General features: G+C 61.2%; 27 protein-coding genes and 1 tRNA gene. 11 read left to right on the top strand and 17 right to left on the bottom strand.

The genetic code is table 11. The features are described from left to right. Positions 1 to 53: 53 nt before the first annotated feature. Entirely contained in the window at positions 54 to 2,537 is a 2,484-nt protein-coding gene (locus AADJ04_RS05225; protein WP_341238973.1) for a UvrD-helicase domain-containing protein, read from the bottom strand. Positions 2,538 to 2,566: 29 nt separating this feature from the next. On the opposite strand from AADJ04_RS05225, the gene AADJ04_RS05220 reads away from it, so the two are divergent. Both AADJ04_RS05220 and AADJ04_RS05215 read left to right on the top strand, forming a co-directional pair. Then, on the top strand, positions 2,567 to 3,280 hold the full coding sequence (locus tag AADJ04_RS05220; protein WP_207373936.1) for a hypothetical protein: 714 nt from the start codon (positions 2,567 to 2,569) through the stop codon (positions 3,278 to 3,280). A 214-nt stretch (positions 3,281 to 3,494) separates the two neighbouring features. Further along, positions 3,495 to 4,472 carry a GMP reductase gene (locus tag AADJ04_RS05215; RefSeq protein WP_044395995.1) on the top strand — a complete coding sequence of 326 codons (978 nt, stop codon included), beginning with the start codon at positions 3,495 to 3,497 and terminating at the stop codon, positions 4,470 to 4,472. Positions 4,473 to 4,527: 55 nt separating this feature from the next. Here AADJ04_RS05215 and AADJ04_RS05210 read toward each other — a convergent pair whose 3' ends face one another. Then, positions 4,528 to 5,409, bottom strand: coding sequence for an alpha/beta hydrolase (locus tag AADJ04_RS05210; RefSeq protein ID WP_142083895.1), 882 nt, complete (start codon positions 5,407 to 5,409; stop codon positions 4,528 to 4,530). 135 nt (positions 5,410 to 5,544) lie between these two features. On the opposite strand from AADJ04_RS05210, the gene AADJ04_RS05205 reads away from it, so the two are divergent. The 3 genes from AADJ04_RS05205 to AADJ04_RS05195 all read left to right on the top strand — a co-directional run bounded on the left by AADJ04_RS05205 (position 5,545) and on the right by AADJ04_RS05195 (position 7,943). After that, the gene (locus AADJ04_RS05205; protein ID WP_341238972.1) at positions 5,545 to 6,429 is read left to right on the top strand and encodes an NAD(P)-dependent oxidoreductase; all 885 of its coding nucleotides are present in this window, start codon (positions 5,545 to 5,547) and stop codon (positions 6,427 to 6,429) included. An 82-nt stretch (positions 6,430 to 6,511) separates the two neighbouring features. Beyond that, positions 6,512 to 6,587: transfer RNA gene (locus tag AADJ04_RS05200), tRNA-Lys, on the top strand. A 105-nt stretch (positions 6,588 to 6,692) separates the two neighbouring features. After that, on the top strand, positions 6,693 to 7,943 hold the full coding sequence (locus tag AADJ04_RS05195; protein WP_341238971.1) for a multidrug effflux MFS transporter: 1,251 nt from the start codon (positions 6,693 to 6,695) through the stop codon (positions 7,941 to 7,943). Between the two features lie 42 nt (positions 7,944 to 7,985). Here the strand turns inward: AADJ04_RS05195 and AADJ04_RS05190 are convergent, their stop codons facing one another. From AADJ04_RS05190 to orn, 3 genes are all read right to left on the bottom strand, one after another. Beyond that, a complete protein-coding gene (locus AADJ04_RS05190) occupies positions 7,986 to 9,446 on the bottom strand; it encodes a sensor domain-containing diguanylate cyclase (protein ID WP_341238970.1) in 1,461 nt (486 codons plus the stop codon). A gap of 156 nt (positions 9,447 to 9,602) precedes the next feature. Further along, on the bottom strand, positions 9,603 to 11,444 hold the full coding sequence (locus tag AADJ04_RS05185; RefSeq protein ID WP_341238969.1) for a DEAD/DEAH box helicase: 1,842 nt from the start codon (positions 11,442 to 11,444) through the stop codon (positions 9,603 to 9,605). A gap of 334 nt (positions 11,445 to 11,778) precedes the next feature. After that, a complete protein-coding gene (gene orn / locus AADJ04_RS05180) occupies positions 11,779 to 12,357 on the bottom strand; it encodes an oligoribonuclease (RefSeq protein ID WP_066783520.1) in 579 nt (192 codons plus the stop codon). 37 nt (positions 12,358 to 12,394) lie between these two features. Here orn and AADJ04_RS05175 point away from each other — a divergent pair, with 37 nt between their 5' ends. From AADJ04_RS05175 to rsgA, 3 genes are read left to right on the top strand one after another with little or no spacing between them, the layout of a single operon-like run. Continuing rightward, on the top strand, positions 12,395 to 13,696 hold the full coding sequence (locus tag AADJ04_RS05175; protein ID WP_341238968.1) for a M48 family metallopeptidase: 1,302 nt from the start codon (positions 12,395 to 12,397) through the stop codon (positions 13,694 to 13,696). 3 nt (positions 13,697 to 13,699) lie between these two features. Then, complete coding sequence (locus AADJ04_RS05170; protein WP_312783942.1) at positions 13,700 to 14,041, top strand: 4a-hydroxytetrahydrobiopterin dehydratase; 342 nt, start codon at positions 13,700 to 13,702, stop codon at positions 14,039 to 14,041. A gap of 18 nt (positions 14,042 to 14,059) precedes the next feature. Further along, positions 14,060 to 15,007, top strand: coding sequence for a ribosome small subunit-dependent GTPase A (rsgA, locus tag AADJ04_RS05165; RefSeq protein ID WP_044395983.1), 948 nt, complete (start codon positions 14,060 to 14,062; stop codon positions 15,005 to 15,007). Between the two features lie 62 nt (positions 15,008 to 15,069). Here rsgA and AADJ04_RS05160 read toward each other — a convergent pair whose 3' ends face one another. The 6 genes from AADJ04_RS05160 to rpsP all read right to left on the bottom strand — a co-directional run bounded on the left by AADJ04_RS05160 (position 15,070) and on the right by rpsP (position 19,199). Then, positions 15,070 to 16,059 carry a CobD/CbiB family protein gene (locus tag AADJ04_RS05160; protein WP_341238967.1) on the bottom strand — a complete coding sequence of 330 codons (990 nt, stop codon included), beginning with the start codon at positions 16,057 to 16,059 and terminating at the stop codon, positions 15,070 to 15,072. A 70-nt stretch (positions 16,060 to 16,129) separates the two neighbouring features. Further along, positions 16,130 to 16,846 (bottom strand): CoA pyrophosphatase, encoded by a 717-nt coding sequence (locus AADJ04_RS05155; RefSeq protein WP_341238966.1) that lies wholly within the window; start codon positions 16,844 to 16,846, stop codon positions 16,130 to 16,132. 165 nt (positions 16,847 to 17,011) lie between these two features. Then, complete coding sequence (rplS, locus tag AADJ04_RS05150) at positions 17,012 to 17,395, bottom strand: 50S ribosomal protein L19 (protein ID WP_044395977.1); 384 nt, start codon at positions 17,393 to 17,395, stop codon at positions 17,012 to 17,014. Between the two features lie 127 nt (positions 17,396 to 17,522). Then, complete coding sequence (trmD, locus tag AADJ04_RS05145) at positions 17,523 to 18,281, bottom strand: tRNA (guanosine(37)-N1)-methyltransferase TrmD (protein ID WP_341238965.1); 759 nt, start codon at positions 18,279 to 18,281, stop codon at positions 17,523 to 17,525. 23 nt (positions 18,282 to 18,304) lie between these two features. Then, positions 18,305 to 18,874, bottom strand: a complete 570-nt coding sequence (rimM, locus tag AADJ04_RS05140) for a ribosome maturation factor RimM (RefSeq protein ID WP_341238964.1) — start codon at positions 18,872 to 18,874, stop codon at positions 18,305 to 18,307. 73 nt (positions 18,875 to 18,947) lie between these two features. Then, entirely contained in the window at positions 18,948 to 19,199 is a 252-nt protein-coding gene (gene rpsP / locus AADJ04_RS05135) for a 30S ribosomal protein S16 (RefSeq protein ID WP_010463504.1), read from the bottom strand. A gap of 135 nt (positions 19,200 to 19,334) precedes the next feature. On the opposite strand from rpsP, the gene AADJ04_RS05130 reads away from it, so the two are divergent. Both AADJ04_RS05130 and AADJ04_RS05125 read left to right on the top strand, forming a co-directional pair. Next, positions 19,335 to 19,856, top strand: coding sequence for an N-acetyltransferase family protein (locus AADJ04_RS05130; protein ID WP_341238963.1), 522 nt, complete (start codon positions 19,335 to 19,337; stop codon positions 19,854 to 19,856). A gap of 9 nt (positions 19,857 to 19,865) precedes the next feature. Next, positions 19,866 to 20,312, top strand: coding sequence for a hypothetical protein (locus AADJ04_RS05125; RefSeq protein ID WP_207373921.1), 447 nt, complete (start codon positions 19,866 to 19,868; stop codon positions 20,310 to 20,312). Between the two features lie 86 nt (positions 20,313 to 20,398). Here AADJ04_RS05125 and AADJ04_RS05120 read toward each other — a convergent pair whose 3' ends face one another. The 3 genes from AADJ04_RS05120 to AADJ04_RS05110 all read right to left on the bottom strand — a co-directional run bounded on the left by AADJ04_RS05120 (position 20,399) and on the right by AADJ04_RS05110 (position 22,618). Continuing rightward, positions 20,399 to 21,409: an inorganic phosphate transporter gene (locus AADJ04_RS05120; RefSeq protein ID WP_341238962.1), complete on the bottom strand. Its 1,011-nt coding sequence runs from the start codon at positions 21,407 to 21,409 to the stop codon at positions 20,399 to 20,401. A gap of 18 nt (positions 21,410 to 21,427) precedes the next feature. Then, positions 21,428 to 22,075: a DUF47 domain-containing protein gene (locus AADJ04_RS05115; protein WP_044395966.1), complete on the bottom strand. Its 648-nt coding sequence runs from the start codon at positions 22,073 to 22,075 to the stop codon at positions 21,428 to 21,430. A 180-nt stretch (positions 22,076 to 22,255) separates the two neighbouring features. Beyond that, a complete protein-coding gene (locus AADJ04_RS05110; protein WP_044395963.1) occupies positions 22,256 to 22,618 on the bottom strand; it encodes a DMT family protein in 363 nt (120 codons plus the stop codon). Between the two features lie 294 nt (positions 22,619 to 22,912). Between AADJ04_RS05110 and AADJ04_RS05105 the strand changes: the two genes are divergently transcribed. Beyond that, complete coding sequence (locus AADJ04_RS05105) at positions 22,913 to 23,524, top strand: outer membrane beta-barrel protein (RefSeq protein ID WP_341238961.1); 612 nt, start codon at positions 22,913 to 22,915, stop codon at positions 23,522 to 23,524. Between the two features lie 99 nt (positions 23,525 to 23,623). On the opposite strand, the gene AADJ04_RS05100 is transcribed toward AADJ04_RS05105, so the two are convergent. Genes AADJ04_RS05100 through AADJ04_RS05090 form a run of 3 tightly spaced genes read right to left on the bottom strand, consistent with a single transcriptional unit; the run spans position 23,624 to position 26,236 of the window. Next, a complete protein-coding gene (locus AADJ04_RS05100; protein ID WP_066690892.1) occupies positions 23,624 to 24,352 on the bottom strand; it encodes an ABC transporter ATP-binding protein in 729 nt (242 codons plus the stop codon). 2 nt (positions 24,353 to 24,354) lie between these two features. Further along, positions 24,355 to 25,137, bottom strand: a complete 783-nt coding sequence (locus tag AADJ04_RS05095) for an ABC transporter ATP-binding protein (protein ID WP_341238960.1) — start codon at positions 25,135 to 25,137, stop codon at positions 24,355 to 24,357. Positions 25,138 to 25,159: 22 nt separating this feature from the next. Continuing rightward, the gene (locus AADJ04_RS05090; RefSeq protein ID WP_341238959.1) at positions 25,160 to 26,236 is read right to left on the bottom strand and encodes an ABC transporter ATP-binding protein; all 1,077 of its coding nucleotides are present in this window, start codon (positions 26,234 to 26,236) and stop codon (positions 25,160 to 25,162) included. Position 26,237 lies beyond the last annotated feature (1 nt).

Raw genomic sequence — 26,237 nt, 5'->3', positions numbered from 1 at the left:
ATCACCGAACACAACGCAGCAGGGGCCATTTGCGGTGGCCCCTGCTGGTGCGATCAATCCACCACCGTCAGCTTCGCCACACTCAACGCCAGCCATTTGGTGCCGTGGCGGGGGAAGTTGACCTGGGCGCGGGCGTCGTCGCCCGTACCTTCGATGGCTAGCACCTTGCCTTCGCCAAACTTGGTGTGGAACACAGCGATGCCTGCGCGCAGGCCGTGCGAGGGGGCTGCCTTTTGGGGAGGCACGGGCGGGCTGGCAAAGGTTTCTGACTTGAAGCCAAACGAGCCTCTAGCGCCCGATTGGTAAGCGCTACCAGCTCCTGAATTAGGAGCATACGAGCCAAAACCTTGCTGCTTTGGCGTGATCCACTTCAGGCACTCTTCTGGCAGTTCATCAAAGAAGCGGCTCTTGACGTTGTAGCGCGTCTGGCCGTGCAGCATGCGCGTTTGCGAGTGGCTGAGATACAAGCGCTTGCGGGCGCGGGTGATGGCCACGTACATCAGGCGGCGCTCCTCTTCCAGCCCGTCGCGGTCGCTGGAGGAGTTGTCGTGTGGGAACAGGCCCTCTTCCAGGCCGCCGATGAACACGGCGTCAAACTCCAGCCCCTTGCTGGCGTGCACGGTCATGAGCTGCACGGCGTCTTGCCCGGCCTGGGCCTGGTTGTCGCCCGCTTCCAGCGCAGCGTGGGTAAGGAAGGCGACCAGGGGCGAGAGGGTTTCGCCGGTGTCTGCGTCGATGATGCCTGCGGGGTTGGCGGGGTTGGCGGGGTTGGTAGGTTTGAGCGGCTCATCCAGCACCGGGGCGTTCGGGTCCAGGCCTTGACTGACGGCACTCTGCGTGAGCGGCTGGCCGTGCTCATCCAGCGGCAGGGCCACGGCATCGCGGCCAAAGCCTTCTTGCGTGACGAAGCTTTCGGCGGCATTGACCAGTTCCTGCAAGTTCTCGATGCGGTCGGCGCCTTCTTTTTCGGTACGGAAGTGCTCCACCAGCCCGCTAGATTCCAGCATCTGCTCGATGATGCCGCGCAGCGACTGGCCTTCGGTCTGCTCGCGCAGCACGTCGATCATGGCGACGAAGGCCTTGAAGTTGGTTCCGGCCTTGCCCGGCACGGCGCTCACGGCATCGTGCAACGAGCAGCCTGCGGCGCGGGCTGCGTCTTGCAGCACTTCAATGCTGCGCGCGCCAATGCCGCGCGGCGGGAAATTGACGACGCGCAAAAAGCTGGTGTCGTCGTTCGGGTTCTCCAGCAGGCGCAGGTAGGCCAGCGCGTGCTTGATTTCTGCGCGTTCAAAAAAGCGCAGGCCGCCGTACACGCGGTAGGGCACGCTGGCATTGAACAGGGCCGATTCGATCACCCGGCTTTGCGCGTTGCTGCGGTAGAGCACAGCGATTTCCTTGCGCTCAAAGCCGTCGCTGCGCACCAGTTGCTTGATCTCGTCCACCATCCACTGCGCCTCGGCCAGGTCAGAGCTGGCCTCGTACACGCGCACGGGCTCGCCCGCGCCCTGCGTGGTGCGCAGGTTCTTGCCCAGGCGGCGGCTGTTGTGGCTGATGAGGTGGTTGGCGGAGTCGAGGATGTTGCTGTAGCTGCGGTAGTTCTGCTCCAGCTTGATCTGGTGCTGCACGTCAAACTCGCGAACAAAGTCGGCCATGTTGCCCACGCGCGCGCCGCGAAAGGCGTAGATGCTCTGGTCGTCGTCGCCCACGGCCATCACGCTGGCGTGGCTTTGCAGGCGGCCCGCCACTTCGTCGCCCGCAATCTGCTTGAGCCACAGGTACTGCAGGCGGTTGGTGTCCTGAAACTCATCGACCAGGATGTGGCGGAAGCGCCGCTGGTAATGCTCGCGGATGGGATCGTTGTCGCGCAGCAGCTCGTAAGAGCGCAGCATCAGCTCGCCAAAATCCACCACGCCTTCGCGCTGGCACTGTTCTGCGCCGAGCGGGTACAGCTCGATCTTCTTGCGGCCATCGGCATCGTGCGCGGGCACATCGCCGGGGCGCATGCCCTCTTCCTTGCAGCCCGCAATGAAGTAGGCGAGCTGCTTGGGCGGAAAGCGCTCCTCATCCACATTGAACTGCTTGCACAGCCGCTTGATGGCGGAGAGCTGGTCTTGCGTATCCAGAATCTGGAACGCCTGCGGCAGGCCCGCAGCCTTGTGGTGTGCGCGCAAAAGGCGGTTGCACAGGCCATGGAAGGTGCCAATCCACATGCCGCGCACGTTCACCGGCAGCATGGTGGTAAGGCGCGCCACCATCTCCTTGGCGGCCTTGTTCGTGAAGGTCACGGCCAGGATACCGCCGGGTGTGACGTGGCCATGCTGCAGCAGCCAGGCAATGCGGGTGGTGAGCACGCGCGTCTTGCCCGAGCCCGCCCCCGCCAGAATCAAGGCGTGCCCGTTGGGCAGGGTGACGGCGGCGAGTTGTTCGGGGTTGAGGCCGGCCAGCAAGGGCGACGAAGCAGGCACGCCCAATGGTGCAGCAGCGGATGGGGGCACCGACTCATCGGGCGCCCCTGAAAACAGATCGTGTGGGAACATGCAGCCATTGTAGAAAGGCCACCCCCACCATGGTCCGCATTCAACCCCTTGCCCTTGCTGCCGTCGCCCTGGCAACCTGTTATGTGCCCCCTGTGGCGGCGCAGGCCAGTTGCAGCAGCGATGGCGTGCCCCGCCCCACGGCGGTGTTCGAGCGCTTCATCAGTGCCGATTGCGAAGCCTGCTGGGCCGACCCGGCCACGCCCGCGCCAGGGCCATCGGCGGTGGTGCTGGACTGGATCGTGCCCACAGCCCTGGGGGATGAAGCCCCCTTGGCCGCAGCCGCCACCAACGACGCGCTGCTGCGGCTGCAGGCACTGGGCCGTGCTGCGCCTGGCACCACCGATGTCGCGGTGCTTGCGGTGGAAGGCACTTCCGCCCACCGCGCGCGCGTAGCCCACGGCCTGCCACTCAATGACTACCTGGGTACCGGCATCGCCTTCAAGCCGCACCGAGCCAACCCAGCCGACACCTGGCAATACCACTTGCTGCTGGTGGAGTCCGTGCCTGCAGGTACGGAAGGCTCCCCTGTGGAACGGAATTTGGTCAGAAACGTGCTCCAAGGCACATGGGAAAAGCGCCACCAGCTATCAAAAACAGAGCGATCAAGAACCCGCTTTGCCTGGATGGAAAACCGCCCCATGCGCATTCCTGAAGGGGCCAAGGCAGAGCAGTTGCACATGGTGGGCTGGGTGCAGAACGCCCAGGGCGACGTGGTGGCCGCCGCCCGGTCAGCATGCCGGTAATACAGGTCATACGGATGGCGTTATGACAGCGCCGCGCCATGCGCCTAGAATCAATCACCGGGCCCAAGTTTCTTGACGCCCGGTTTTTTTGTGCCTGTGCAACCAGGGTTCGGTATTGGCTCCTACGCCCATCCCCACAAAGCCGGTCCCAAGCCAAGCGCCCCACGCTGCCGAAATGGTTCGGCAGTGCCTTTTCAAAGGAGCTTGGAATCTCATGGAAATCTTCGACTACGACAACATCCTGCTGCTGCCACGCAAGTGCCGTGTGGAAAGCCGATCGGAATGCGACGCCGGCGTGGAGCTGGGCGGACGGCGCTTTCGTCTGCCGGTGGTGCCCGCCAACATGAAGACGGTGGTGGATGAGCGGATCTGCGAGTGGATGGCGAAAAACGGCTACTTCTACGTGATGCACCGTTTTGATCTGGACAACCTGCAGTTTGTGAAAGACATGCACGCCAAAGGCTGCTACGCGTCGATCTCCCTGGGGGTGAAACAACCCGACTACGACACGGTGGACCAGCTCGTGGCCCAAGGCCTGGTGCCCGAATACATCACCATCGACATCGCCCACGGCCATGCCGACAGCGTGAAGAACATGATTGGCTACCTCAAGCAAAAGCTGCCGCAATCCTTCGTGATTGCCGGCAACGTGGCCACACCCGAGGCTGTGATTGACCTGGAAAACTGGGGCGCCGATGCGACCAAGGTGGGCGTGGGCCCCGGCAAGGTGTGCATCACCAAGCTGAAGACCGGTTTTGGCACCGGCGGCTGGCAGCTCAGCGCGCTCAAGTGGTGCGCCCGCGTGGCCACCAAGCCCATCATTGCCGACGGCGGCATCCGCAGCCATGGCGACATTGCCAAGAGCGTGCGCTTTGGCGCCACCATGGTGATGATCGGCTCGTTATTTGCCGGGCATGAAGAATCCCCCGGCAAGACGGTGGAAGTGGACGGCGAGCTGTTCAAGGAATACTACGGCTCGGCCTCGGACTTCAACAAGGGCGAATACAAGCACGTGGAGGGCAAGCGCATCCTGGAGCCCATCAAGGGCAAGCTGGCCAACACGCTGATTGAAATGGAGCAGGACGTGCAAAGCTCCATCAGCTACGCCGGGGGTACCAAGCTGATGGATATCCGCAAGGTGAACTACGTCATCCTGGGCGGAGACAACGCAGGCGAACACCTGCTGATGTAAGCCCGGCGTGCGGTGCTAGCCAGCACCGCACTGCCGCCAACACTGCGGGCTCTTTTCAGGCGCGCAGCAAATTCAGCGCCATATGGTGCAGGTCATGGCCCGGTTTGGTCAGGGCATCCAGAATGCTGAAATGGTTCAAGCCCGGCAGGATCTGGCAACGCGGCACGACGTGGGTGCCCCAGGCATCCTGAATCAGCCGCGCCTGGCGCGCAAACTCCTCACTCTCATCGGCCCCTGCCACGCTGTACAGCAGCCCCTGGGCGGGAGCCTGCAAGCGTGCCGGGCTGGCGTCCTGCACGTGCTGCTCGGTCAGGTGCAAGGATTGCTGCAGGAATGGAGCGTGCATGACGGGCTCCAGATCATGCAGCCCCGAAATGGACAGCGCACTGCGCACCAGCCCGTCAGGCAAATCAGAAGCCACCAGCGGCCACACGCTGGTCAGCAGCCAGGCGGCCAGCTGCCCACCGGCGGAATGCCCGGCCACGGTGATGCGACGGCGGTCTCCACCATGCTGCCCGATGTGGCGCCACACCCAGGCCAGTGCGGCCTCCATTTGGCGGCCAATGTGGGACACGGTGACCGGGTGTTCAGGGGTGCCTGGGCACAGCGCATAGTTGACGACCACCACGCAGTACCCCGCCAAGGTGAAAGGAGGCGCCACAAAGGAATGGTCGGACTTGTCGAGCGAGCGCCAGTAACCGCCGTGGATGAAAACCAGCACGGGCGCCAGCGCTGCGCCGGGGCGTGTCGCGGGGAAGACATCCAGGGTCTCGCCAGCCTCAGGGCCGTAGACCAAGTCCAGCGCACAAGGGCAGTTGGCGCGCACCTGCGCGGAGTCCTGGGCCCAGCGCTGCAGGTAATCCATGTAATCAGGAACCAGCGCGCGGTTGTTGTACATGCGCTCCAGCCAGGCTGGGTCGTGCAAGGGAATCGACATCGTTCTTATCTCCTCAGAAGCGCCACATCATCCCGCCAAACCACTCCATGCTGCAAGCTACGTGACAGGCTGCTCGTTCCAAATCGGCCCATCATTCAGGACGCAGTTCAAACATCTCACGCATCCAAACCAAGCATGACCACTCCTTCGCTTCGTATCGCCGTTCTGGGCATCGGCATGATGGGAAGTCCCATGGCACGCCGCCTGCAACAGGCCGGGCATACCGTGCACGCCTGGAACCGCACCCAATCCAAAGCCGATCCGCTGGCAGCGTTGGGCATTGCTGTGCATGCCACCGTCGCAGAGGCGGTAAGGCAAGCTGACATCGTGGTGAGCCTGCTGGAAAACGGTCCAGCAGTAGAGCATGTGCTGTTCCATGCGGGTGCCGCGCAAGCCATGCGCCCCGGCACCCTGTTCATCGACATGGCGTCGATCCAGCCCCGCGAGGCGCGCGACCATGCCGCACGGCTTGGTGAAATGGGCCTGGCGCACCTGGATGCTCCAGTGTCTGGCGGCACGGTAGGGGCCGAGAACGGCACCCTCGCCATCATGGCCGGGGGCCGGGCAGAAGATTTCGCTCGCGCGCAACCGGTGTTCGCCGCACTGGGTCGCGCCACCCATGTGGGGCCGCACGGCAGCGGGCAGCTCGCCAAACTGGCCAACCAGATGATTGTGGGCATCACCATCGGTGCCGTGGCAGAAGCTTTGCTGTTTGCCGCCAAAGGCGGCGCCGACATGGCGAAAGTGCGCGAGGCCATCCAAGGCGGGTTTGCCGACAGCCGCATCCTGCAATTGCACGGCCAGCGCATGGTGGACCGCGACTTTGCGCCCAAGGCACGCATGGGCGTTCAACTCAAGGACATGCGCAATGCGCTGGGCACTGCCAAGGAAATAGGTTTTGACGCACCGGTCACGACCTTGTTTGAAGCCCTGTACGCCGAAGGCGTGGAACACGGCCTGGGCGAACTGGACCACAGCGGACTGTTTGTGGAGCTGGCCAGTCGCAACGCAATGCAATAAATTTTTTGCACGACTTGCGGACAACGCAAAAAATCGTGCATAATACGAGTCTCTGCAGCGATGCAGACAACTTAAAAAGTTTGGGTTCTTAGCTCAGTTGGTAGAGCAGCGGACTCTTAATCCGTAGGTCGAGTGTTCGAGTCACTCAGGACCCACCAAACAAAAAAAGCCGAAGCTACATCGTAGTTTCGGCTTTTTGCATTTCAGCGCCTCTGTATCAATTTCTAACGCGCGGCGTTTCTCTTCCTGATCTGATCACGGCAATGAATCCACAAGCCAATATGCTCTGGACCGGCCCCAAATGGGCCTTAGCGGTTCTGCTCGCCGTTCTGGGCATGCTGGGGCCGTTTTCGATTGATACCTATCTGCCAGCCTTTGCCGGCATTGCCACGGCCCTGGGCGCCACGCCCATTGAGATGCAGCAAACGCTGTCGGCCTACCTTTTCGGGTTCGCTTTCATGAACCTGTTTCACGGCGCCCTGGCAGACAGCTTTGGCCGCCGGCCGGTGGTGTTGTGGGGCATTGCGCTGTTCACCATCGCCTCTGCAGGCTGCGCCCTCTCGCAAAGCATCGGACAGCTGGTGTTCTTCCGCGCGGTACAAGGGCTGTCCACCGGGGCAGGCATTGTGGTGTCACGCGCTGTGATCCGCGACATGTTCCCGCCAGCGCAAGCCCAGCAGGTGATGAGCCAGGTCACCATCTACTTCGGGGTGGCACCTGCCGTGGCACCCATCGTAGGCGGGTGGCTTTTTGTGCACACCGGCTGGCACAGTATTTTCTGGTTTCTGGCACTGGTGGGGGCCATTCTGTGGATCACCAATTTCCGGCTGCTGCCCGAAACCCTGCACCCAAGCCACCGCCAGCCCTTCAACGTGCGGCACTTGATGCGCGGGTATTGGGCGCTGGGCTCCAGCCCCAAGTTCCTCTTGCTGGCACTGGCCAGTGGGGTACCGTTCAACGGTATGTTCCTGTATGTACTGTCCGCCCCAGCATTTTTGGGCGAACATCTGAAACTCGAACCCACCCAATTTTTCTGGTTCTTCGTTCTGACGATTTCTGGAATCATGGGGGGCGCCTGGCTGAGCGGACGCCTCGCAGGGCGCATCGCACCCAAACGGCAAATCCGCCATGGGTTCGTGATCATGTTCTTGGTGGGCATCGCCAATGTGGCGCTCAACACCGTCCTTGCGCCTCATCCAGCCTGGGCGCTACTGCCCATCGCCATTTTTTCCTTCGGCTGGGCGCTCATGGTGCCCGTGGTCACGTTGCTGGTGCTGGACCTGGTGCCCGAACGCCGAGGGATGGCATCGTCGCTGCAGGCTTTCGTGGGCTCTACCGCGAATGGGGTGGTGGCTGGCGTGATTTCCCCCCTGGTCATGCATTCCGCCCTTGGGCTGGCCACAGCGTCTTTGCTGATGATGTGCATTGGGCTGACATCATGGATGTACCTGCACCACCGCTGGCCTGAAATTGGCAGCCACGCGGGCGTAACGGGCGTAACACCCGGCGGCTGAGCGCCACCTTCACCCCTTCATGAAGAAGTGAGCAGAAGCTGGTCAGCGTCTGCGCTCCAGGCCCTGCTGATGGTAGTAACGCTTCTTTTCCTCGTACATGGCCTGGTCGGCCTTGTGCAAGGCAGACTCCACTGCCGCGCCCGATTGACAGCACGCCATACCCATGGCCAATCCCAACGGCTGCCCTGAGTAGAACTGGTTGTTCAACTCCACCAGCGACTGAATGCGGTCACGCATGGCAGCAGCGCCTCGCTCATCCGCCCCCGGCAGCAACACCGCAAATTCATCGCCTCCCACCCGGGCCGCGCAAGCTGGCGCATCAACTGCCTTGGTCAGCACTTCGCCAGCGCGGCGCAGCATGGCATCACCTGCGGCGTGGCCCTGCTCATCATTGATGGCCTTGAGGCCGTTGAGATCGATGGCAATCACCGCAAACGGCCACGGCCCCTTGCGCGTGAGGCGATTGAGTTCTTCTGCATAAAACGCGCGGTTGCGAAGCTGGGTCAGCACATCGTGCTTGCCCAGGTACTCCAGATAGGCCTCCGCCTTCTTGCGAGCCGTGATATCCACCAGCGAGAGCAGCACCAGGCTCCAGTCGTCCTGATGACCACCCAGCACAGAAAACTGCATGTGGATGTGCACCGCATCCCCCGACAGCGAGTAATTGGTGACCTCACGCAGCTGCACGGTCTTGCCTTCCCACAAATCCTGCAACTGCTCAGCGAACGACTCCGCCATTTCACCCCGAAACACCTGACTCAGGTTGTTGAGCAAGTGATCTTTGGATCGGGCGCCGAACATTTCCAGCGTCTGCTGGTTCACGTCGATCACACGTATTTCTTGCATACACCGAGAAACGAATTCCGGATGTACTTTGAGAAAGGTTTTGAAATCCGCGATGCCCTGCGCACGCACGCCATCAAGCAACATCTTGATGGTGCTGAAGTCCTCAACCCACAACGACACGGGGGAGTATTCAAACAAGCCGCGGGCATATTGCTCGCTACGTCGCACCTGGAGGGCATCCTGCATTTGCCGCGTGATGTCTTCCAGTGAAACAAGCGCCCGGCTCCAGTTCTCCTCATGGCCGGGGAGCACCCGCACATTCACCCTTACATCCAGGCGCCGCCCGTCCAAGGCGTAGTTCACGCTCTCATTGGAATATTCCAGCCGCCCCTCCCAACGCTCTACCAATTCGCGTACCAGGGAGTGGTGCATGTCATCACGAAAAATCTGCCCCAGCTGTGCGACCAAAGTGAGCTGATCAGGCGCAGCAAACAAATCCAGGGTGCGCTGATTGACCTGAAGCACCCGCAAAGCCGCACTGCACTGCGCCAACAACGAGGGATCGGCACGCAGATAGGCTTCCAGGTCATCGACCCCCTCTTCTCGCCAGCGCTGGTACAAAGCCTTCAAGGCACTGCAGTCCTCCAGCCATAGCGATACGGGCGCCAGGTTGAACATGTGCTCAAAATCTGCACCAGAAGAAACATAGGGCTGCACGTTGAATCCTTTCGTCGCCCCTTATGCGAGCCTGGGCTACGCCTCCATCCAATGTCGGTGACTCTCTCGCCAAGCGATCAGGCATAAAAAAACCGCCTCATCAGAGGCGGCTTTCATGCGATGTACCCACCAAAGGGTCAGGCACTTGGCAGAGTATCAGCGAGCTGGGCGTGCAGGACGCTTGCGCGCATCGTGGGGCGCAAACGGCTTGCCGCCTGCAGGCTTGGCAAACGCAGGCTTACGGGGAGCAAAATCGCCACGGTCTGCACCACGGGGGGCGCCCATGTCACCACGCGGGGCAAAGCCACGCGGGGCGTTGTCGCCAAAGCCGGGCTTGCGGCCATAGCCTTCGTTGTCACGGCGTGGAGCAAAGCCACGATCTTCCCGAGGTGCAAAGCCCTCACCGCCACGGGGAGCAGGACCGCCACGGCCGGCAAAACCACCACCGAAACCACCGCGATCGTTACCGCCACGGTCATTGCCACCACGTGCTGGACCACCAAAACGGCGATCACGCGACGCGTAGTCACGACCTTCAAAACCGCCAGAGCGGCCACGGCCACCAAAATCGCCACGAGGCGTTTGGGGAGCGCGCTGTGCAGGCTCCAGACCCGGAATCACTTCCGACTTGAATTGCTGACGGCTGTAGCCTTCAATGTCGAAAATCTTGCGGCGGTCGCGGAATTCGGCGAACGTCACAGCCAAGCCATCGCGACCAGCACGACCGGTACGGCCAATGCGGTGGGTGTAATCCTCAGCCTTCATGGGCAGGCCGAAGTTGAACACGTGAGTGATAGTGGGCACGTCGATACCGCGTGCAGCCACATCGGTTGCCACCAGGATTTGCACCTGGCCGCTGCGCAGAGCCATCAGTCGGCGGTTGCGCAAACCTTGGCTCAATGCACCATGCAGCGCCACAGCAGAAAAGCCTTCTTGCTGCAGGTCATTGGCCAAGCCATCGCACTCCACCTGCGTGCTTGCAAACACGATGGCTTGGTTGATGGAGGTATCACGCAGCCAGTGGTCCAGCAGCTTGCGCTTGTGTTGCGCGTTGTCTGCCCAGTACAGCATCTGCTTGATGTTGGCGTGCTTCTCTTGTGGAGAGTCAATCGTCACCTTTTGCACCGATGCGCCGCCATCGTGCATCACACGCATGGCCAGTTGCTGGATGCGCGGGGCAAACGTTGCGCTGAACATCATGGTCTGCTTGCGCTGGGCCGTGAGCTGGTTCAACTCAGCCAGGTCGTCAGAGAAGCCCAGATCCAGCATGCGGTCGGCTTCGTCCACTACCAGGAATTGCACCTTGTCGAGCTTGATCTGCATCGAGCGTTGCAGGTCCAGCAGGCGTCCAGGCGTAGCCACCACGAGGTTTGCATTCTGCAGCTTGGCGATTTGCAATTGGTAAGGCATGCCGCCCACCACATTGGCTACGCGCAGGCCACGGCAGTGCTTGACCAAGTCGATCGCATCGTGCGCCACTTGCTGGGCCAGCTCACGGGTGGGGCACAAGATCAGTGCGCCAGGCGTAGCAGCCTTGAAGTTGCGTGAATTGGTGGGATCCTTGCGCTTGGCACGCTTGGGAGCTGGCTCGCCACGGGCTGCAGCCTCGGCGACAGCACGCTCAAACGCAGCGCGCTCTTCAGCTTCAGCAGCAGCTTGCTGCTGAATCAGCGTGTGCAACACAGGCAGCAAGAAGGCGGCGGTCTTGCCGCTGCCTGTCTGGCTGGACACCATCAGATCGATGAAGCTGGTGGAATCATTGCCGCTGCCCATTGCCAATGGAATGGCCTTGAGCTGCACACTGGTGGGTTGGGTGTAACCCAAATCAGCCACTGCCTGCACGAGTTCTGGAGCCAGGCCCAGTTCGATAAAGCCGTTAGGCTCGGCAGTGACTGCGTCAGCAGCCGCATCAGCCACCACGGCAGCAGCCAGGGTTTCAGCCGCAAAAGAGGATTCAGCAGGCGCGAATTCGCCCTGCACTTGCAAAGTGTCGGTCATATTTTTCTCACACGAGACCTGCCGCAAGCGGGCGCCTGCGGTGGTTTCGTCAATGGTTAAAAAACATCAACCATCAAACGAAACCTGCCATGAACTTGGTCGTAGCGGGTGGGCGAAGAATGCAAAAACTGTACTGCGATGGCAGCGAGCTTGCGAGCCCAGTGTGTGAGGGGAGATGCACAATCTGCAGCAGAAAACTGCGCAGCCCTAGATTATTACACGTTCAGGGTTTCCCCGCAATAGACGCGTGCAAACGGCGGTGATAAGCCCTTGTCGGACTTTCACCAGCCTCCTTCGCCAGCGCAACCAGCGCCGGAAAAATCTTGGCCCTTTTTCAGACGGCCAGGAAGTGGGTTCGGTAATGTGCCAGCTCGTCGATAGATTCATGAACGTCTGCCAGAGCCGTGTGCTTCTGCGCCTTCTTGAAGCTCGAATAGGCTTCCGGCTTCCAGCGCTTGGCTAACTCCTTCAGGGTGCTCACATCGACATTGCGGTAGTGAAAGAACGCCTCCAGCTTGGGCATGTAGCGCACGAGGAACCTTCGATCCTGACCAATGCTGTTGCCGCACATGGGTGCAACACCCTTGGGAACGTACTGCCGCAGAAAGGCCAGAATTTCCGCCTCGGCCTGCTCTTCCGTCAGGGTGGATGCTTTCACCTTGTCCGTGAGTCCGCTGCGGCCATGGGTTCCACGGTTCCAGGCGTCCATCTTTGCCAATTGCTCATCAGACTGGTGGATGACCAGCACGGGGCCTTCAACGCGAGGCTCCAGCGAAGGGCCTGTCACCACCACGGCGATTTCCAGCAAGCGGTCGTTCTCGGGGCTCAGGCCCGTCATTTCACAGTCCAGCCACACAAGGTTTTGGTCTGATTTTGATAGCACGGCGGGGGTTGGGGTGTTAGCTTCTGACATGGGGCGCATTGTCGCCGATGACCTAAACTCGCCGCACATGGCCTCTTCCGACGCAATTTCCCCTTCCCTGCTGTTCACACTTCTGTTTGCCTTTGCGCTGAGTGCGGGCATGCTGCTCAAACTGTGGCTCGCTTCGCGGCAAATACGCCATGTGGCACGACACCGCAATGCTGTTCCCGCGCCATTTGCCGAGCGCATCACCCTGGCTGCTCACCAAAAGGCGGCAGACTACACGGTAGCGAAGGCACGACTGGAGCTGCTGGAGCTGGCCCTGGGCACCGCCGTGCTGCTGGGCTGGACTTTGCTTGGCGGGCTGAATCTGCTGAACCAGGCGCTGCTGCACTGGCTGGGTGGCGGCATGTGGCAGCAATTGGCGCTGCTGGCGGCTTTTGTGCTCATCAGCGGGCTGATCGATTTGCCGGTGTCGCTGTACAAAACATTTGTGCAGGAGAAACGCTTCGGCTTCAACAAAATGACCCCGGCCCTGTGGCTTGCAGACCTGTGCAAGTCGATATTGCTGGGAGCTGCCATTGGTCTGCCGATTGCAGCAGCCATCCTGTGGCTGATGGGCCAGGCAGGCCCCTACTGGTGGGCCTGGGCCTGGGCCGTCTGGATGGGGTTCAACCTGCTGCTGATGGTGATTTTTCCCACCTTCATCGCCCCACTGTTCAACCAATTCAAGCCACTGGAAGACGAAGCCCTCAAACAACGCGTGTCGCATCTGATGGAACGCTGCGGCTTTGCCGCCAAAGGGCTTTTTGTGATGGACGGCAGCCGCCGCAGTGCCCATGCCAATGCCTACTTCACAGGTTTTGGCACTGCGAAACGTGTGGTGTTTTATGACACGTTGCTGCGCCAGCTCTCCGTGGGCGAAGTAGAGGCCGTACTGGCGCACGAGCTGGGGCATTTCAAGCACCGGCACATCATCCAGCGCATCGTGAGCATGTTCGCTTTCAGCCTGCTGGGCTTTGCGCTGCTGGGCTGGCTGTCCACCCAAAGCTGGTTCTACACGGGGTTGGGGGTGTACCCTGCCATGGGCTTGTCTGCAGACTGGGGCAGCGCGCCCAACGATGCCCTGGCGCTGCTGCTGTTCATGCTGGCCACGCCCGTTTTTACCCAGTTCATCTCGCCGCTGTTCTCGCAACTCTCGCGCAAGCACGAGTTCCAGGCCGACGCCTACGCAGCGGCACAAACGCAGGCAGCAGACCTGGCTTCAGCGCTGCTCAAGCTGTACGAAGACAACGCCTCCACCCTGACCCCTGACCCGGTCTACGTGAAGTTCTACTACTCACACCCACCCGCCTCCGAGCGGCTGGCACGCCTTTCCTACACCCCCTGAACCATGACCTCCATGTTGAAGAAAAAAGACTGGTCCACCCAGACCCGCCGTGCGCTGAAAGCTCCTGAAGTTGTAGCAAAACTGGCTCAACTGGATGGCTGGAGCCTGAGTGGCGATGGCGAGAACGTCGCCATCGAGAAGACCTATCACTTCGCCAACTACTACGAGACGATCTCGTTCGTGAATGCGGTGGCCTTCATCGCGAATGCACAAGACCACCACCCGGACTTGTCCGTGCACTACAACCGCTGCGTGGTGCGTTTGAACACCCATGATGTGCAAGGCATCTCGATCACCGACATCGAGTGCGCGGCGCAGTTTGACCAACTGCTGGTGCTGGCATGACCTTGGCAGCCCCCACCCATGGCTGAGCGCAGCGCCCTCATGCAAGGAACCGTGGTGGCCAGCCACGGCCGACATTGTGTGGTGGAGACACCCGACGGCCAGCGCCGCATATGCCACCCCCGGGGCAAAAAAAGCCATGCTGTGGTGGGCGACCATGTGATGTGGCAAGCCGCCCCCCAGGGCCAGGGAGATGAAGGCACGATTGAGAAGGTGCTTGAACGGCGCAACCTGTTCTACCGTCAGGATGAGATCCGCACCAAATCGTTCGCAGCCAACATTGACCAGGTGCTCATCCTGATTGCGGCGGAGCCGGTTTTTTCAGAGAGCCAGCTGGCCCGTGCCCTGATCACGGCAGAGGCCACGCACATCACCCCACTGATCGCGCTGAACAAAAGCGACTTGGTGGAACCGTTTGCCCGCGCCTGGGAACGCCTGCAACCCTACCGCCACATGGGCAAAGAAGGGCAGCATTACGGCGTGCTGCCCCTGTGCCTGACGCAATCGAACGAGGTGGATCGGGAAGTGCTTTTGCAGCACCTGCGCGGCAAAGTCACGCTGGTGCTGGGGCCTTCCGGCTCAGGCAAAAGTACCCTCATCAACCTGCTGGTGCCAGGCGCCACTGTACTGACAGGGGAAATCTCGCAGGCCCTCAACTCCGGCAAGCACACCACCACCAGCACCCATTGGTACTGGGTGGATGCCGAGCGCACCACGGCACTGATCGACTCCCCCGGCTTTCAAGAATTTGGCCTGCACCACATCGCCCCTATGCAGCTGGCCAGTTGCATGCCCGATATTGCCGCCCATGCCAATGACTGCCGCTTTTATAACTGCACCCATTTGCATGAGCCGGGCTGCGGTGTGCTGGATGCACTGAAAATGCCACCTAGCGCAGGTGGGATAAGCGCAACGCGCTATAAAATTTATAGTGATTTATTCGCTGAACTGAGCCAGCCGCGCTACTGAAAAAAGAGGCGCTTGCAGCGGGTGTAGCGCGAGCCATCACGCTGCCTGCCGCGCGCCTTCTGCTACCCCAGAAGTCGGGCCAAGGTCAGCAAGGCGAGCAGCAGCATCCAGACCACCACAGACCGCCACACCAAGCCCACCACGCTGCGCAAATGCCCCACCTCGGGGGCTACACCTGGCGTGGAATCGCTGTCGCCCAACTCGGCATCCATCTCCAGCCCATGCTGCACCGCGGTGGGTTCTGAGCGCGCCTTCAGAGCCTCTCCGCCCAGACGCACGTTGATGGCTCCCGCCGTGGCCGCCAGCACCACCCCATCGTTGTCATTGGGAAAACGCTGGGCATGAAAGCGCCAGCCTTCAATGGCCTCTTCAAAACTACCAACAACGGCGAAGCTCAGCGCCGTCAGGCGCGCGGGCAACCAGTCAATCAACCACCAAGCCTTGGCCGAGGCAGTCTGCAGCGCTTCGCTGGCCTGCGGTGCCACAGTCTGGTGGCGGTGATGCCAGTAGCGGGAGACAAACTCAGCCATGCGATAGAGCACCGCACCGGTAGGCCCCAGGCCCAACGCCGCCAGAATGGAGAACCAGGCCAGCACGCCAAAGACATGGCGGTGTGCCGAGATGACCGAGTATTCAATGACATGGCGCACGATTTCGCTGCGGGGCAGCATGCCGGCATCTACCTGCTGCCAGTGCGCCAGGCGCTCCCGGGCCGCGTCTTCCTGACCGTCTTCCAGTGCATCGCGGATGCCCGTGAAATGGTGGCTGAACTGGCGAAAACCCAGCGTAACGTAAAGCACCGCCACACTCCAGAGCACCGCAAAAGGCCAGCCCAGCCCCCACATCAAAGCCCCATGGATGGCCAAAGTCACCAACGCGGGCGCCACCACCGCCAAGCTCCAGGCCACCCAGCCGTGGTGGGTTTTGCCGGCGTCGAAATTGCGGCTCACAGACAGCGCCCATGCACGCAAGCCGGCATGGATGGGATTGGTTCGGGCCAGAGGGCGTGCCTGCTCGATCAGCAGAGCGAACAGGATGGCAAAGAAACTCATGCGGCCAATGATAGCGGGGCCTGACGAGCCACCAAGCCCTGCGCCACCCGCATCCAGTCGCGATGGCTACTCAAGCGCTCAGGAATCGATAGAAATTGCGCAACATGCCTGCCGTGGCGCCCCAAATGAAACGAGACTTGGAGCCATCTTGATACGGCATGGAAAACCACTGCCGCTCAACGCCCCCGCTCTCAAACACATGCCTGCGATGGTTTGCCGGATCCATCAAAAACGCCAGAGGCACCTCGAACAGATCGGCCACCTCGTAGGGGTTGGGACTCAGCTCACAGTCGGGAGCAACCAAGGCCACCACCGGCGAGATGATGAACGAGGATCCAGTAACGTAGGTGGGCAGCACCCCCAACACCTCCACGTGCCGTGCGGCCAGACCCACTTCCTCTTCGGCCTCTCTGAGCGCAGTGTGCGCCGGGCTGGCGTCTTCTGGATCGGCACGCCCGCCAGGAAACGCCACCTGCCCCGAATGCGTGGAGAGGTGGGCGGTGCGCTCGGTCAGCAGCACCATGGGCTCATCGCGCAGCACGATACCGAGCAACACCGCAGCCCGTGCCGGTGAACGGCTGGCGTACGACTTTTCGAGCACCACCTCTGGCTCCCACTGTGGCGGGGCTACAAAGCGCTGGCGCAACGCCTCTGGGGTGAGGGCCGCACGAGGAACGGCTGGCAGATGAATATCGACCGCGGCAATGGGCACTTGGCGCGGATCAAAATCCGGCAAGGTCGTGGGTGACGCTGCCGCAGGACGATCTGAAGGGCTGGTGGGACTCACGGGTGTGGGCGGGTTGGCTGGCCTGAAGCGGGCACGAGGGCCTGCTCAAACCTCCTGGTGGTTCGCCAAAAGATTGGCTCTGGCAACCATCCAGGCATCAGAAACGAAAAAACCGCTACAGGCCTAGGCACTGTAGCGGTTTGCGTATCAGGGGATGCCTGCGCCTTAAGCGGCAGTGGCAGCAGCCTTGACGCGCGAAGGCAGCTTTTCCTTGATACGTGCCGACTTGCCGCTGCGGTCACGCAGGTAGTACAGCTTGGCACGGCGCACGTCACCACGACGCTTGACTTCGATGCCAGCGATCAGCGGGCTATAGGTTTGGAACGTACGTTCCACGCCTTCGCCGCTGGAGATCTTGCGCACGGTGAAGCCGCTGTTCAGGCCGCGATTGCGCTTGGCAATCACCACGCCTTCGTAAGCCTGCACGCGCTTGCGGTTACCTTCCACCACGTTCACGCTCACGATGACGGTGTCACCAGGGGCGAATTCGGGGATGGTCTTGTTCAAGCGGGCGATTTCTTCCGCTTCCAGGGTCTGGATCAGGTTCATGTTGATATCCAACGATCTTGTCCGCGCCACAAATGGCTGCGTCGGGATTGACGTTCAGGTTTTGCCGAGGTGAAACCTCTCACAAAACGGCCGGCCAGAGGATCGAAAAGCCTGCCATTATAACCCGTTAGCGCGATTTGGCGAGTATCGCCTCGTCGGCTGGCTGCAATGCGCCCGCAGCGCGGGCTGCATCGATCAGGTCGGGCCGGTGACGGGCCGTGATCAGCAGCCGCTGGTCCCGCCGCCAGCGCTCGATCTGCGCATGGTGGCCCGACATCAAAGGCGCCGGAACCGCCCTGCCCGCCCACTCTTCGGGCCGCGTGTAGTGGGGGCAATCCAGCAAACCATCCAGCGCCGGGTTGAAACTGTCGAACTGGTGGCTGCCTTCATCGCTCAACACCCCTGGCTGCAAGCGGGCCACGGCATCCAGCAACGCCAGCGCCGCAATTTCGCCACCCGACAGCACAAAATCGCCCAAGCTCAACTGCACGGTGACATGCGCATCGATGAATCGCTGGTCCACCCCTTCGTAGCGACCACACAGCAAGATGGCACCAGCGCTGGCAGACCAACCCTCTACCTCCGCATGGTTGAGCTTGCGCCCAATGGGAGAAAAAAGCACCAGCGGCGCTTGCGTATCCAGTGCTTCGCCACGTTGTTCACGGATGTGGTTCAGACACCGCTCCAGGGGCTCGGCCATCATGACCATGCCTGGCCCGCCACCGAAGGGGCGGTCATCCACGCGCCGGTAATTGCCCTCAGCATGGTCGCGCGGGTTCCACAAGTGCACATCCACCTGGCCACTGGCGTAGGCACGCCGCGTGATGCCCGCCGTCAAAAACGGGGCAAACAGCTCGGGAAACAGCGTGATGACATCGAAACGCATGGCGGGGTGCGAGCTATGCGGCTTCAATAATCAGGCTGCCAGTCCACGGTGATGCGCTTTTCCGCCAGCTCCACCTTGTCCACGAAGGCAGACACAAAAGGAATCATCCGTTCCTGTGCTTTCCCGTCCTGCTCATAGGCAAGCACCAGCACGGTTTGCGGCCCGGTGGACATCAATTCACGCACCTGGCCTAGCGCAACCCCCTCGCGGTTGACCACCTGCAGGCCGATCAGATCCACCCAGTAGTACTCGTCCGTACCAGTCGATGGAAAGCTGGAACGCGGCACAAACACTCGGGCGCCCCGCAGTGCTTCTGCGGCATCGCGGTCATCCACACCTTCGGCCCAGGCAACCACGGTGTCGGAATGGTCCTTGGCCTGGCGGATGTTGAGCAACACGGTACCGGCGAACGCCTTGGCGCCTCGCTCAGAGGGTTGCAAAAACCAGCGCTTGGCAGAAAACAAGGCTTCAGGGGCGGCACTGTGCGGCACGACCTTGAACCAGCCCTTCACCCCCCAGGCGTCGGCAATGCGCGCCACTTCAATGGCATCTTCGGGCAGGTTTGCGGCTTCGAGGTGGAGGGATGTGGCCATTTTTCGTTCAGACAAAAAGAAAAGGGCGGGATCCGCCGGGAAAACCCACGGAACCCGCCCTTCTCGAGGGACTTTAAGCAGCCTTCTTGGCAGCTTGCTTGATCAGGCGGTCCACGGTAGGCGAGGACTGGGCGCCCACGCTTTGCCAGTAGGTCAGGCGGTCTTGCACGATGCGCAGACCTTCTTCGGTTTCCTTGGCGGTGGGGTTGTAGAAGCCGATACGTTCGATGAAACGGCCATCGCGGCGCACGCGCTTGTCAGCAACAACGATGTTGAAGAAAGGACGGCCCTTGGAGCCGCCGCGAGAGAGTCGAATAACGACCATGATTTATCCTTCGGGTGGTGAGCCAACGTCAAAATGCGCGGGCCACGGAAATTTCGCAACGTTTGAGACACGCGACATGACCACCCGGCCAGCGACACGTTGCAAAGCCTGCAATTATATCCACAACCCTCTTGTATGCCCATCATCCGCCCGAGCACTGACGCAGACCTGCCTGCCATTACTGCCATTTATCGCCACCACGTTCTTCACGGCACTGGCACTTTTGAGATAGACCCGCCTTCCGAAGCTGATATGGCTGCCCGCCGCGCTGACGTGCTGGGCCGCAACCTGCCCTGGCTGGTGGCCGAGAAGGACGGCGAGGTGCTGGGCTTTGCTTATGCCAACTGGTTCAAGCCCCGCCCGGCGTACCGCTTCTCGGCAGAAGATTCGATTTATGTGGCTGACGCTGCCCGGGGCATGGGCGTGGGCCGCAAGCTGCTGGCCGAGTTGGCCGTGCAAGCGGAAGCTGTGGGCGTGCGCAAGCTGCTCGCGGTGATTGGAGACTCTGCCAACGCTGGCTCCATCGGAGTGCACCGCGCGCTGGGGTTCACCGATGTGGGCGTGATGCGCTCGGTGGGCTGGAAATTTGGCGCCTGGCGCGACATCGTGCTCATGGAAAAGACCCTGGGCGCGGGGGACACCACCTCACCGGAATAATGCGCCCCCATGAAGAACAAAACCCTGGCCGCCTGGCTCGCCTTCGTGGGGGGGCCCTTGGGCCTGCACCGCTTTTATCTGCACGGCCTGACGGACATGCTGGGCTGGTTGCTGCCCATCCCCACGGCGCTGGGCCTGTATGGCATTCAGCGGGTGCAGCAGTTTGGGCAAGATGACCATTACAGCTGGTTCTTGATCCCGCTGCTGGGCTTCACCATTGCGGGCTGCGCACTGCGGGGGATTTTGTACGGTCTGCAAACCCCGGAGCGTTGGAACGCGCGCTACAACCCCACCGCCCCCGAGCAGGCGGCTGCGGGCCAAACGCGGTGGCTGACCATCGGGGCGATGGTGGTGTCGCTGCTGATGGGCACCACGGTGCTGATGGCCAGCATTGCCTTCAGCTTCCAGCGCTACTTCGAATACCAGATCGAAGAAGCCCGCAAAATCTCGCAGTAAAAACACAACGCCCTGTTTGGCTTGGCAACCAAACAGGACGCTGGCGCTTTATTGACAAGCGCAGGCAGCTATCTTTTCAGTAGCAATCAATACAACTGCAGGCTCACCCAGTAAGCAATGGCCGCAACAAAGGCGCTGGCTGGAATGGTCAAAATCCAAGCCCAGACGATGTTGCCAGCCACCCCCCAACGCACCGCGCTGGCGCGCTGCGTAGAGCCCACACCGACGATGGCCCCGGTGATGGTGTGCGTGGTGGAGACTGGGATGCCCAGCGTGGTGGCCAGGAACAAGGTCAACGCGCCACCGGTTTCGGCACAGAAGCCGCCCACGGGCTTGAGCTTGGTGATCTTCTGCCCCATGGTCTTCACGATACGCCAGCCGCCAAACATGGTGCCCAAGCCAATCGCCACGTAGCAGCTGATGATGGTCCAGGTGGGCGGAGATGTGTCTGCTGCGGTCGAATAGCCGGTGGCAATCAGCAGCAGCCAGATGATGCCGATGGTCTTTTGCGCATCATTGCCGCCGTGGCCCAGGCTGTAGGCGCCGGCAGAAACCAGTTGCAAGCGGCGGAACCACTTGTCCACCTTGCTGGGGCGGGTTCGCCGGAAAACCCAGGCCACCCCCACCATCATGAGTGAGCCAAGCAGGAAGCCCAGCAGGGGCGACACGAAGATGAACGCCACCGTCTTCAAAATGCCGGTGGACACCAAAGCACCCGCACCGGCCTTGGCAATCACCGCACCCACAATGCCGCCGATGAGGGCGTGCGAGGAGCTGCTGGGAATTCCGTAGTACCAGGTAATCACGTTCCAGGTGATGGCGCCCACCAAGGCACCGAACACCACGTGCGTATCCACCACGCCCGGCTGCACGATGCCCTTGCCCACCGTGGCAGCCACGCTGAGGTGGAACACAAAGATCGCCACAAAATTGAAAAATGCCGCAAAAAGCACCGCCTGGGCGGGCTTGAGCACACCGGTGGAGACCACCGTGGCAATCGAGTTGGCCGCATCGTGGAACCCGTTCATGAAGTCGAACAGGAGCGCCAACGCGACGAGCAGAACCACAACCCACAGGGCTGTCTGTACGGTTTCCATGTCAGTCAGTCCGGTGGATCAGGAGTTTTCGAGGACGATGCCCTCGATGCAGTTGGCCACGTCTTCACACTTGTCGGTGATGGTTTCCAGCAGCTCGTAAATGGCCTTGAGCTTGATGACCTCACGCACATCAGGCTCTTCGCGGAACAGCTTGCTCATGGCGCTGCGCATCACGCGGTCAGCATCTGATTCGAGACGGTCGATTTCTTCGCAGGTCTTGAGCGCGGCCTCAGCCACGGCGGGGTCGGCAATCTTGTCGAGCAGCTTGACAGCATCGCGCAGGCGCTCGCAGCACTTGAGGCTCAGGTCCGTGAGGCGGGTGATTTCTTCGGTCATGTGGCGCACGTCGTACAGCGCCATGGTTTCGGCCGAGTCCTGGATCAGGTCAGCCACATCGTCCATGGTGTTGATGAGCGCGTGGATCTGCTCACGGTCGATGGGCGTGATGAAGGTCTTGTGGATGGCCTTGTTCACATCGTGCGTGACACGGTCGGCAGCGCGTTCGGCGTTGTCCACGTCCTGGTTGTATTTGTCCCGCAGGTGCGGATCACCGTAGTTGGCCACCAGTTGCGAAAAAGCACGCGCGGCTTCGACGATGCGCTCCGCATGCTGGTTGAACATTTCGAAAAAATTGCCTTCGCGTGGCAACAGCTTGGCAAACAGCATGCGGGCTCCTGGTGGGAATTTAAAGATACAAAAGAACGAACGCCACAGGGTATCGTGACGGTTTTGTGACACGCCGAGTTTAACCGTGCGCGTTTGTCCGCTGGCATGGCAAACGCTCACTTAGAACCCGACCAACACCCAGCCCCGTTCACTGCCCCCGCTCAACGCCAGCCTGACGGTTCAAGCGCTGCGAAAGATGAAATACACGGCGCCCACCAGGCAAAGCCCTGCCCACAGGTAATCCAGCTTCAGCGGCTGGTCCATATAAAACACCGCGAACGGCACAAAAACGCTCAACGTGATGACTTCCTGCATGATCTTGAGCTGCCCCACGTTGAACTGCGTGTGGCCAATGCGGTTGGCCGGCACCTGCAAAAGGTATTCAAACAGCGCAATACCCCAGCTGACCAGCGCCGCCACGTACCAGGGCGAAGACGCAAGGTTCTTGAGGTGCCCGTACCAGGCGAAGGTCATGAACACGTTGCTGGCAATCAGCAGCAACACGGTTTGCAAAGAAATGGGCAAGGACTGGAGCGTTTGCATAAAGTAGTCGGGGGCAAGCGTGGATGCGATTGATTTTAGTGAAAATGGCCTCCAGCGCTTATGCAGCAAGCGCCTACAGCTATACAAAAAGTAGCATTCAGCGTTGATAGACATTGCATCAGAAGACCACCCCCTTGCCTGCCGCAGGATAGGACGGCTCTGACAGCCACATCTCCCGACCTCCCACGCCTGCCAGTCGGAGCATTTTCTACAGTGAGCTTTCGCTCAGCGCTGGAATGCTTCGTTCGCACTCCGCGCCATCGTCCCCCGCTAAGACCACCAAGGAACTGATCCATGAAGTCCGCATTTCGCCTTCTCCCCGTGGCGCTGGTTGCCACATTCGCCGTGGCTGGCGCCCAGGCTCAGAGCAGCAACTCCTACCCCAGCCAGTCCGGTGAACGCGCATCGATGCTGCCCTACACCCACAACGGCTACACAGGCATCAGCGCCGGGCGCTCGAAATATGACCTCTCCACCGGCCCTGCAGGCATGGCGTATGACAACTCCGACACGGCCTTCAAGATCTACACCGGTGGGTTCTTCCACCCCAACTGGGGCGTGGAGCTGGGTTACCTCAATGCAGGCAAGGCCCGGCGGCTGGGCGGTGACACCGAGGCCCACGGCTTCAACCTGAGCCTGGTAGGCCGCGCGCCCGTGAACGAGCAGTTCGACCTGTTCGGCAAGGTGGGCACGACCTATGGCCGCACCCGCACCTCCGGCGCCAGCGGCCTGGGCGTGCAGACGGGCAAGGAAGATGGCTTCGGCCTGTCGTACGGCGTAGGGGCGCGCTGGGCATTCACCCCGCAGTGGGCCGCCGTGATCGAATGGGAAAACCACAAACTCAAGTTTTCTGACGGCAAGCAAGACGTGAAGATGACCACGGTGGGCTTGCAATACCGCTTCTGACCCCATCACGGCTGAGCGAGCATCACAGGCGACTCCGCCAAGAAAAAAGGGACGCGGTGTTAAAGCACCGCGTCCCTTTTTTGTGTCCGCTGAAACGGCTTATTCGCCCAGGTAGGCTGCGCGCACCTTGGGGTCGTTCAGCAGTTGCTGGCCGGGGCCGGTCATGGTGATCAGGCCCGACTCCATCACGTAGCCACGGTCGGCAATCGCCAACGCACGGCTGGCGTTCTGCTCCACCAGCACGACGGTCACGCCAAGGGCGTACACATCGCGCACCACTTCAAAGATCTTGTCCACCATGATGGGCGACAGGCCCATGGAGGGCTCGTCCAGCAGCAGCACCTTGGGCTGGCTCATCAGCGCGCGGCCCATGGCCAGCATTTGCTGTTCACCGCCCGACATGGTGCCGGCCAGCTGGTCCTTGCGTTCGCGCAGGCGCGGGAAGATGGTGAACATCTTCTCGATGTCGGCCAGGATGCCCGCCTTGTCCTTGCGGATGTAGGCGCCCATCTGCAGGTTCTCGGTGATGGTCATGCGGGCGAACACGCCGCGGCCTTCCGGCACCATGACCAGGCCCTTCTTCACCAGATCCCAGGCGCCTTTGCCTTTGATGCTCTCGCCCAGGTATTCGATGTCGCCATCGTTGATGGGCAGTGTGCCGGTGATGGCCTTCATGGTGGTGGTCTTGCCCGCACCGTTGGAGCCGATCAGCGACACCAGCTCGCCTTCGCGCACTTCAAAGTCCACGCCCTTGACGGCCTGGATACCGCCGTAGGCCACCTTCAGGCCCTTGACCTGCAGCAGTACCTTGTTGGATTTCTCGGCCATTCTCAATGTCCTCCGGTGCCCAGATAGGCCTCAATCACTTTTTCGTTCTTCTGCACGGTGGCAGGGGTGCCTTCGGCAATCTGCTTGCCGTAGTCCAGCACCGTCACGCGGTCGCACAGGCCCATCACCAGCTTCACATCGTGCTCGATGAGCAAGATGGTGCGGTTGTCGTTGCGAATGCGGTCGATCAGCTCGCGCAGCTGCACCTTCTCGGTGGCGTTCATGCCGGCAGCGGGCTCGTCGAGCGCAATCAGCTGGGGGTCGGTGGCCAGTGCGCGGGCGATTTCCAGGCGGCGCTGGTCGCCATAGCTCAGGGTGCGGGCCTTGTAGTCGGCAAACCTGCCAATGCCCACGTAGTCCAGCAACTCTTGTGCACGCTTGGCAATCGCAGCCTCTTCTTCCTTGAAGCTCTTGGTGCGCAGCACGGCGCCCAGCAGGCCCGAATTGGTGCGGATGTGGCGGCCCACCATCACGTTCTCAAGCGCCGTCATTTCGGCAAACAGGCGAATGTTCTGGAAGGTGCGGGCAATGCCCGCCTTGGCCACTTCGTGCACCGCAGTGGGCTCGTAGGGCTTGCCTGCCAGCTCAAAAGTGCCGCTGTCAGGGGTGTACAAACCGGTGATCACGTTAAAAAACGTGGTCTTGCCAGCGCCGTTGGGGCCAATCAGGCCATAGACCTGACCGCGTTGAATGGTGATGCCAACATCAGAGAGGGCTTGCAGGCCGCCGAAGCGCTTGGAGATACCTGCAACCTTGAGCACCACATCGTTGGTTTTTTCTGCCATGTTCTAACTTTCTGCGATGGGTTCAAGTCTTTTGGGTCAGGCTCTTGCCGTGCTCTGGCGCAGGCCACAGGCCACGGGGACGCAGCAGCATGATGACGATCATGGCCAGAGCGATCAGCAGCTGGCGCAGGATGGCGGAGTCCAGACGGCCGTCGGTCATGGCCTGCAGAGGGCCTGCCACATAGCGCAGCACTTCAGGCAGCGCGGCCAGCAAAACGGCACCCAGAATCACGCCGGGGATGTGACCAATACCGCCGAGCACCACCATCGCGATGATCATCACGGACTCCATCAGGCTGAACGACTCAGGCGAGACGAAGCCCTGGAAGGCGCCGAACATCGCACCCGACACACCACCGAACGAGGCGCCCATGCCGAAAGCCAGCAACTTCATGTTGCGGGTGTTGATGCCCATGGCCTTGGCGGCGATTTCGTCTTCGCGGATGGCCATCCAGGCGCGGCCGATGCGCGAGTCCTGCAGGCGGTAGCAGATCACCACGGTGAAGATCACCAAGATGAGGAACAGGTAGTAGTACAGCGTGACGGAGTTGATGTCATAGCCGAACAGTTCCAGGCGCTTGCCCAGGTCCAGACCGAAGATCTTGACCGAGTCGATCTGGCCGATGCCCTTGGGGCCGTTGGTCAGGTTGACGGGGTGGTCCAGGTTGTTCAGGAAGATGCGGATGATTTCGCCAAAGCCCAAGGTCACGATGGCCAGGTAGTCACCGCGCAGCTTCAGGGTTGGCGCGCCCAGCAAGGCCCCGAAAAAGGCCGCTAGCACCGCCGCCAGCGGAATCACCAGCCACAGCGAGGTGTGCAGGCCGTTCGGGAACATGGCGGCAAAGGCCGCAAAGTTGTCAGCCAGGTGCGGCGAAGCCATCAGGCCAAACAGGTAGGCGCCCACGGCGTAGAACGCCACGTAGCCCAGGTCGAGCAGGCCAGCGTAGCCCACCACGATGTTCAGGCCCAGAGCCAGCATCACGTACAGCAAGGCCAGGTCGGCAATACGCACCCAGGCGTTGCCAAAGTACTGCAGGACCAGCGGGAGGATCAGGAGCGCAATGCCGCCCAGGACCCAATTGATTTTGGTGTTCTTCATG

The sequence above is a fragment of the uncultured Acidovorax sp. genome, from assembly GCF_964021665.1.
Classification (GTDB): Bacteria; Pseudomonadota; Gammaproteobacteria; order Burkholderiales; family Burkholderiaceae_C; genus Acidovorax; species Acidovorax temperans.
This window is presented reverse-complemented; position numbering and strand designations above follow the sequence as displayed.

Coding starts and splice junctions, on each gene's coding strand:
- AADJ04_RS05105 (WP_341238961.1), top strand. CDS start 22,913: ATGAAGTCCGCATTTCGCCTTCTCCCCGTGGCGCTGGTTGCCACATTC.
- AADJ04_RS05185 (WP_341238969.1), bottom strand. CDS start 11,444: ATGACCGACACTTTGCAAGTGCAGGGCGAATTCGCGCCTGCTGAATCC.
- rsgA (WP_044395983.1), top strand. CDS start 14,060: ATGGCTGAGCGCAGCGCCCTCATGCAAGGAACCGTGGTGGCCAGCCAC.
- AADJ04_RS05115 (WP_044395966.1), bottom strand. CDS start 22,075: ATGCTGTTTGCCAAGCTGTTGCCACGCGAAGGCAATTTTTTCGAAATG.
- AADJ04_RS05220 (WP_207373936.1), top strand. CDS start 2,567: ATGGTCCGCATTCAACCCCTTGCCCTTGCTGCCGTCGCCCTGGCAACC.
- trmD (WP_341238965.1), bottom strand. CDS start 18,281: ATGCGTTTCGATGTCATCACGCTGTTTCCCGAGCTGTTTGCCCCGTTT.
- AADJ04_RS05110 (WP_044395963.1), bottom strand. CDS start 22,618: ATGCAAACGCTCCAGTCCTTGCCCATTTCTTTGCAAACCGTGTTGCTG.
- AADJ04_RS05160 (WP_341238967.1), bottom strand. CDS start 16,059: ATGAGTTTCTTTGCCATCCTGTTCGCTCTGCTGATCGAGCAGGCACGC.
- AADJ04_RS05100 (WP_066690892.1), bottom strand. CDS start 24,352: ATGGCCGAGAAATCCAACAAGGTACTGCTGCAGGTCAAGGGCCTGAAG.
- AADJ04_RS05170 (WP_312783942.1), top strand. CDS start 13,700: ATGACCTCCATGTTGAAGAAAAAAGACTGGTCCACCCAGACCCGCCGT.
- AADJ04_RS05130 (WP_341238963.1), top strand. CDS start 19,335: ATGCCCATCATCCGCCCGAGCACTGACGCAGACCTGCCTGCCATTACT.
- rimM (WP_341238964.1), bottom strand. CDS start 18,874: ATGGCCACATCCCTCCACCTCGAAGCCGCAAACCTGCCCGAAGATGCC.
- AADJ04_RS05175 (WP_341238968.1), top strand. CDS start 12,395: ATGGCCTCTTCCGACGCAATTTCCCCTTCCCTGCTGTTCACACTTCTG.
- AADJ04_RS05095 (WP_341238960.1), bottom strand. CDS start 25,137: ATGGCAGAAAAAACCAACGATGTGGTGCTCAAGGTTGCAGGTATCTCC.
- AADJ04_RS05210 (WP_142083895.1), bottom strand. CDS start 5,409: ATGTCGATTCCCTTGCACGACCCAGCCTGGCTGGAGCGCATGTACAAC.
- orn (WP_066783520.1), bottom strand. CDS start 12,357: ATGTCAGAAGCTAACACCCCAACCCCCGCCGTGCTATCAAAATCAGAC.
- AADJ04_RS05090 (WP_341238959.1), bottom strand. CDS start 26,236: ATGAAGAACACCAAAATCAATTGGGTCCTGGGCGGCATTGCGCTCCTG.
- AADJ04_RS05205 (WP_341238972.1), top strand. CDS start 5,545: ATGACCACTCCTTCGCTTCGTATCGCCGTTCTGGGCATCGGCATGATG.
- AADJ04_RS05215 (WP_044395995.1), top strand. CDS start 3,495: ATGGAAATCTTCGACTACGACAACATCCTGCTGCTGCCACGCAAGTGC.
- AADJ04_RS05225 (WP_341238973.1), bottom strand. CDS start 2,537: ATGTTCCCACACGATCTGTTTTCAGGGGCGCCCGATGAGTCGGTGCCC.
- AADJ04_RS05120 (WP_341238962.1), bottom strand. CDS start 21,409: ATGGAAACCGTACAGACAGCCCTGTGGGTTGTGGTTCTGCTCGTCGCG.
- AADJ04_RS05125 (WP_207373921.1), top strand. CDS start 19,866: ATGAAGAACAAAACCCTGGCCGCCTGGCTCGCCTTCGTGGGGGGGCCC.
- rpsP (WP_010463504.1), bottom strand. CDS start 19,199: ATGGTCGTTATTCGACTCTCTCGCGGCGGCTCCAAGGGCCGTCCTTTC.
- rplS (WP_044395977.1), bottom strand. CDS start 17,395: ATGAACCTGATCCAGACCCTGGAAGCGGAAGAAATCGCCCGCTTGAAC.
- AADJ04_RS05195 (WP_341238971.1), top strand. CDS start 6,693: ATGAATCCACAAGCCAATATGCTCTGGACCGGCCCCAAATGGGCCTTA.